This window comes from Rhizobacter sp. (assembly GCF_031412075.1).
Lineage (GTDB): Bacteria > Pseudomonadota > Gammaproteobacteria > Burkholderiales > Burkholderiaceae_C > Rhizobacter.
Window position 1 is genome coordinate 1 of record NZ_JANOCG010000466.1, and the last position, 5,512, is coordinate 5,512.

A 5,512-nucleotide genomic window follows, 5' to 3' on the forward strand; every position below is an offset into this window, starting at 1 on the left:
TGCAGACCCCACGTCAGAGGCTTTTCTGCGCGCCGCCTCGTCACTCGTCAACGAACAGGGTTACCGCGGCGCTTCGGTCGACATGATCTCGGCCAAGCTCAACGTGACCAAGGGCTCGTTCTATCACCACAACGACAACAAAGAAGACCTGATCTCGGCCTGCTTCGAGCGCAGCTTCGGCGTGATCCGGCATGTGCTCAGCCTGGCCGAGGGCATCGAGGGCAGCGGCTGGGACCGTGCCTGCGCCATCTCGCGCTCGCTGGCGCGCTTTCAGCTGTCGTCCGAAGGCCCGCTGTTGCGCCTGGGGGCGACCAGCGCCCTGTCCGACCCGGCCCGCCGCGCCGAAGTGCGCCGCTCCATGAGCCGCCTCACCGAGCGGTTGGCCAGTGTGGTGGTCGACGGCATGATGGACGGCTCGGTGCGCCCGCTGCACCCCGTGATCGCCGCCCAAGTGGCCAGCGGCCTGATCAACTCGACGGCCAGCCTGGGCCACTGGGTGCCCGGCATCACGCAGGACAACGTGGCCGAGATCTATGTGCGGCCGATGCTGCTCGGCATCTTGTGCGCCCCCAGCGAGACGGCGTGAGCTGAGAAGAGGCGGCACGGCCCCCGGCTGTCCGCATGCCCTCGCCGACATATCCCTATGGGTGCGCCGCAAACGCAGTGCGCCGCAAGCTGACAGGTACCATGCCCCTGCCGCGCCCCAGCGGCTCCGCGAGCCGTTTGGCCAAGCGCTTTCACGAGGAATCCAATGAAACAAGAGAACACCGCGATCGCTCAGCTGCTGAAGGCCAACAGCGCCCAGGTGCTCCAAGACTGGCTGAGCGAGGTCAAGACCTCCAGCAGCGGCGCCCTGAGCGGCAACGCGGAGGCAGAAGCGGCCAAGGTGCTCAAAGCATTCCAGGCCGGGGTCGAAGCCGATGCCGACCCGGGCCGGCTGGAAGACAACGGCTGGGGTGCCCTGCGAGACACGCTCAGCAGCCTGTCGCGCTCAGGCGCCGCACAAGGCGCCAGCGCGGCAGAAACCAGCCACTTCGTGCTGTCGTTCAAGCGGCCGCTGTTCGCCGCGCTGCAAAAAGCCTTGTCGTCCAAACCCACCGAGTTGGTGGCGGCCATCTGGGCCATCTCTAACATCGTCGACAAGATGGCGCAGCACACCATGTCGGCCTACCAGCTCTCGCGCGAAGAGGTCATCAAGCGCCAGCAAGAAGAGCTGCTGGAGCTGTCGACCCCGGTCGTCAAATTGTGGGAGGGCGTGCTGGCCGTGCCCATGATCGGCACGCTCGACAGCAGCCGCACCCAGCTCGTGATGGAAGCGCTCTTGCAGCGCATCGTCGACACCGGCTCCGAAATCGCCATCGTCGACATCACCGGCGTGCCCACCGTGGACACCCTGGTCGCGCAGCACCTGCTCAAGACCGTGACCGCCATCCGCCTGATGGGCGCCGATTGCATCATCAGCGGCGTGCGCCCCCAGATTGCCCAGACCATCGTGCACCTGGGCATCGACCTGCACGGCATCACCACCAAGGCGTCACTGGCCGATGCGCTGGCGCTTGCGATCAAGAAGCTGGGCTACGCGGTCACGCGGCCTAAAGCCTGAACGGGACCACGGCAATGCAGCAGCGCATTCCAATCCTGCAGATGGGCCGCAATCTGTTGGTCACCCTCCAGGTGGACCTTCAAGACCAGACCGCCATGGCGCTGCAGGACGACCTCGCCACCAAGATCGAACGCACCGGCGCCCGCGGCGTGCTGATCGACATCTCGGGGCTCGAGATCGTCGACTCCTTCATCGGCCGCATGCTGGCAGGCATCTCCGGCGTGGCGCGTGTACTCGATGCCCAGACCGTGGTGGTGGGCATGCAGCCCGCCGTGGCGATCACCCTGGTGGAGCTGGGCCTCTCGCTCGAAGGCGTGAGCACCGCCCTCAACGTGGAGCGGGGCATGGCCTTGCTGCAGCGCGCCGAAGAGGCCAGCAACGATGCAAGCCGAGACTGACACCGCCACCAGCGGCAGCGTGCCGGTGCGTTCCGAGAACGACATCGTGACCACCCGGCAGCTGGTGCGCAAGCTCACGCAGCAGGTCAAGTTTTCGCTGGTCGACCAGACCAAGATGATCACCGCGGCCAGCGAGCTGTCGCGCAACACGCTGGTCTACGGTGGTGGCGGCGAAATGCGCTGGGAGATTGTGCAAAACGGTCTCAAGACCGGCGTGCGGCTCGCTTTCGAAGACCACGGCCCCGGCATCCCCGACCTCGGCCTCGCGCTCACCGACGGCTGGACTTCCGGTGGCGGCCTCGGCATGGGCCTGTCGGGCAGCAAACGCCTGGTCAACGATTTCGAGATCCGCACCGCCCCCGGCGAAGGCACTTGCGTCACCATCACACGCTGGAAGTAGTGCCTTGAACTCGCATGTGGCCTCCCACGTGGCCTTTCACCTGCAAGAGCCCAGCCAGGTTGGCGAGGTTCGGCGCGCTGCGGCACGCCTGGCCGAAGAGCTGAAGTTCGACGAAGCCTGCAGCGGCCGGCTGGCGCTGGTGATCACCGAGCTCGGCACCAACCTCGTGCGTCACGCCACGGGCGGGCGGCTGCTGATGGCGGCGCGCCGCGGCGACGACCCCGCGAGCATCGAGCTGCTGGCTCTGGACGACGGCCCAGGCATGGCCGACGTGGCGAGCTGCCTGCGCGACGGCTACTCGACGGGCGGCACGCCGGGCACCGGGCTCGGTGCCATCCAGCGCATGTCAGACGATTTCTCGATCAACTCCACCCCCGGCCGCGGCACCATCGTGGTCGCTCGGGTGCGCGCGGGGCGTGGCGCCGGGTCTCACGTTTCGACCCAGCGCTTCCGGCACGCCGCGCTCTCTTACTGCGCCCCCGGCGAGACCGTGTGCGGCGACGGCTACTCGGTCAAGTGGCACGGCGAAACCGGGCGCGCGATCGTCGCCGATGGCTTGGGCCACGGCCCGGGCGCGGCCGAGGCGGCCCAGGTGGCAGTGACATTGTTTGAATCGGTGGCCGAACCCAGCCCGGCCCAACTGCTGGAACGCGCCCACACCAGCATGCGCAAAACGCGCGGCGCGGCGGTGGCGGTGGTGCACCTCGACGCGGCGCAAGGCAAGCTCGTCTTCGCCGGCGCGGGCAACATCGCCGGTCGCATCGTGTCCGGGGTGGAAGACCGTTCGCTGCTGTCGCAGCACGGCACCATCGGGCTGCAAATCCGCCGCCTGAACGACCTGCCCTACGACTGGCCCGAACACGCGCTGCTCATCTTGCATTCCGACGGCATCGCCACCCGCTGGACGCTCGCCGACACACCCGGCCTGCTGCAATGTGACCCGCTCGTGATCGCCGCCTGGCTGATGCGCGAGCACAGCCGAACGCGCGACGATGCCACCGTGTTGGTCATCCGACGGAGCTGAGAGCATGACGCCGGATCTCCCCCACAACGCGCCCCACGAGACACCTCACGACACCCAGCTCGACCAGCTGCGCGCGCAAGTCCGCACCTTGCAAGACGAGCTCGAGGAAACCAACCGCGGCGTGGTCGCGCTGTACGGCGAGCTCGACACCCAGGCGCAGGAGCTGCGCGAAGCGACCGAACTCAAGAGCCGCTTCCTGGCCTACATGAGCCATGAGTTCCGCACGCCGATCTCATCGATTCGCAGCCTGGGGCGTTTGCTGGCCGACAAAGTAGACGGCCCGCTCACCGCGGAGCAAGCCAAACAGGTGCAGTTCATCCAGAGCACTGCGACCGAGCTGGCGGAGATGGTCGACGACTTGCTCGATCTCGCCAAGGTCGAAGCCGGCCGGGTGGAAATCTCGGCCGAATGGTTCGAGCTGGTGGACCTGTTCTCTGCCTTGCGCGGCATGTTCAAGCCGGTGCTCATCAACGCCGAGGTGACCCTGGTTTTCGAAGAGCCTCCCGAAGCGCTGCCGGTCTACACCGACGACAAGAAGCTTTCGCAGATCTTGCGCAACTTCATCTCCAACGCCCTCAAGTTCACCGAGCGCGGCGAGGTGCGGGTCTCGGTGGCGCGCACCGACGCGCACAAGGTGACCTTCTCCGTGTCAGACACCGGCATCGGGATTGCCTCCGAATTCCATGGCGCGATTTTTCAAGACTACGTGCAGGTGAACTCGCCCATCCAGAAGCGCTTGCGAGGCACCGGCCTCGGCCTGTCGCTGAGCAAGCGCCTGGCCGAGCTGCTGGGCGGCACCGTGGGCCTGGAAAGCCAACCCGGGGTGGGGTCGCGCTTTTTCGTCACGCTGCCGCTGCGCCCGGCCACCGACCCCGCGGCGCCGGCAACGGCAACACCAGCAAATAGCGCATGACCGATTCCATGCACCCCATCGACCGCTCGGCGCATGAGCTGCTCATCGTCAACGACGATCCGGCCAGCCGCTACGTCACCGTGCGCCTGTTGCAAAACGCGGGCTTTCGCACCCGCGAGGTGGCCACCGGCGCGGCCGGCCTGGAGGCGGCGGACGACACCATTTCGGCCGTGGTGCTCGACGTGCACCTGCCCGACATCGACGGCTGGGAGGTGGTGCGCCGCCTGCGCGCCCGCGCCGAGACCGCCCGCACCCCGGTGCTGCACCTCACCGCGGCCTTCACCACTGATCAAGACAAGGTGCGAGGCCTCGACTCCGGCGCCGATGCTTACCTGACCCACCCGGTGGAGCCCGCGGTGCTCGTGGCCACGGTGCAGGCGCTGGTGCGCACGCGCATGGCCGAGGAAGCCATGCGCCACAGCGAACGCAAGTTCCGCGCGATCTATGCGCAAGCACCCGGCGGCATCTGCGTGCTCTCGAGCGACGGCCGCGTGCTCGATGCCAACCCGGTGATGCTTCACCTGCTGGGCCGCCAGCGGCAAGATGTGTTGGGCCACGAGCTCGCAGGCTTCGCGCCCGAGGCGTCGGCCGACCGCTTGCGTGCCTGGCTCGGGGGCGCGGTGAGCGACGAAGAATTCCCGGTGCAGTCGCCCGATGGCCAGGTGATCGACCTGGCCTGGGTGCTGTCGCGCGACATCGAGCCCGGCGTGCACATGGCGGTCGCCACCGACGTCTCGCAGCGCAATCTGGTCGAGCTGCAACGCCAGCAGCTGCTCGACAGCGAGCGCATGGCCCGCAGCTCGGCCGAGCGCATGAACCGCATGAAAGACGAGCTGATCGCGGTGCTCTCGCACGAGCTGCGCACGCCGCTCAACGCCATCATGGGCTGGACCCACGTGCTGCAAAAGCGCGGCGGCGACGAGACCACGCTGCGTGGCCTCACTGCCATCAATCGCAACGTGCGCGTCCAGGCGCGGCTGATCTCCGACATCCTCGACATGTCGCGCCTGAACATGGGCAAGATGCAGCTCACCTTCGAGCCGGTGGACCCGGTCGAAGTGGTGAACGACGCCATCGCCGCCATGCAGGCTTCGGCCGACGAGGCCAAGGTGCGGCTGGTGATCGACGCCCAAACGGAACACCGCGCCTGGACGCGCACGTTGCGATTGATGGC

Annotated in this window: 7 protein-coding genes; all 7 read left to right on the top strand. The window is 67.4% G+C overall.

Going from position 1 to position 5,512, the window contains the following annotated elements:
• Positions 1 to 586 (top strand): TetR family transcriptional regulator (locus RMO40_RS17640; RefSeq protein WP_309724234.1); only part of this gene is annotated, 586 nt, incomplete at its 5' end.
• A 165-nt stretch (positions 587 to 751) separates the two neighbouring features.
• A complete protein-coding gene (locus tag RMO40_RS17645; RefSeq protein ID WP_309724235.1) occupies positions 752 to 1,603 on the top strand; it encodes an RsbRD N-terminal domain-containing protein in 852 nt (283 codons plus the stop codon).
• 14 nt (positions 1,604 to 1,617) lie between these two features.
• Entirely contained in the window at positions 1,618 to 2,001 is a 384-nt protein-coding gene (locus RMO40_RS17650; protein ID WP_309724237.1) for an STAS domain-containing protein, read from the top strand.
• On the top strand, positions 1,985 to 2,401 hold the full coding sequence (locus RMO40_RS17655) for an ATP-binding protein (protein WP_309724238.1): 417 nt from the start codon (positions 1,985 to 1,987) through the stop codon (positions 2,399 to 2,401). Before RMO40_RS17650 ends, RMO40_RS17655 begins: the two co-directional genes overlap by 17 nt.
• Before the next feature lie 4 nt (positions 2,402 to 2,405).
• Positions 2,406 to 3,425: an ATP-binding protein gene (locus tag RMO40_RS17660; RefSeq protein ID WP_309724240.1), complete on the top strand. Its 1,020-nt coding sequence runs from the start codon at positions 2,406 to 2,408 to the stop codon at positions 3,423 to 3,425.
• Positions 3,426 to 3,429: 4 nt separating this feature from the next.
• The gene (locus RMO40_RS17665; protein ID WP_309724242.1) at positions 3,430 to 4,338 is read left to right on the top strand and encodes an ATP-binding protein; all 909 of its coding nucleotides are present in this window, start codon (positions 3,430 to 3,432) and stop codon (positions 4,336 to 4,338) included.
• Positions 4,335 to 5,512 (top strand): response regulator (locus tag RMO40_RS17670; RefSeq protein ID WP_309724244.1); only part of this gene is annotated, 1,178 nt, incomplete at its 3' end. The genes RMO40_RS17665 and RMO40_RS17670, both read left to right, overlap by 4 nt.

What these genes read in the sequence shown, in the direction of transcription:
- RMO40_RS17645 (WP_309724235.1), top strand. Translation starts at nt 752, where the DNA reads ATGAAACAAGAGAACACCGCGATCGCTCAGCTGCTGAAGGCCAACAGC.
- RMO40_RS17650 (WP_309724237.1), top strand. Translation starts at nt 1,618, where the DNA reads ATGCAGCAGCGCATTCCAATCCTGCAGATGGGCCGCAATCTGTTGGTC.
- RMO40_RS17655 (WP_309724238.1), top strand. Translation starts at nt 1,985, where the DNA reads ATGCAAGCCGAGACTGACACCGCCACCAGCGGCAGCGTGCCGGTGCGT.
- RMO40_RS17665 (WP_309724242.1), top strand. Translation starts at nt 3,430, where the DNA reads ATGACGCCGGATCTCCCCCACAACGCGCCCCACGAGACACCTCACGAC.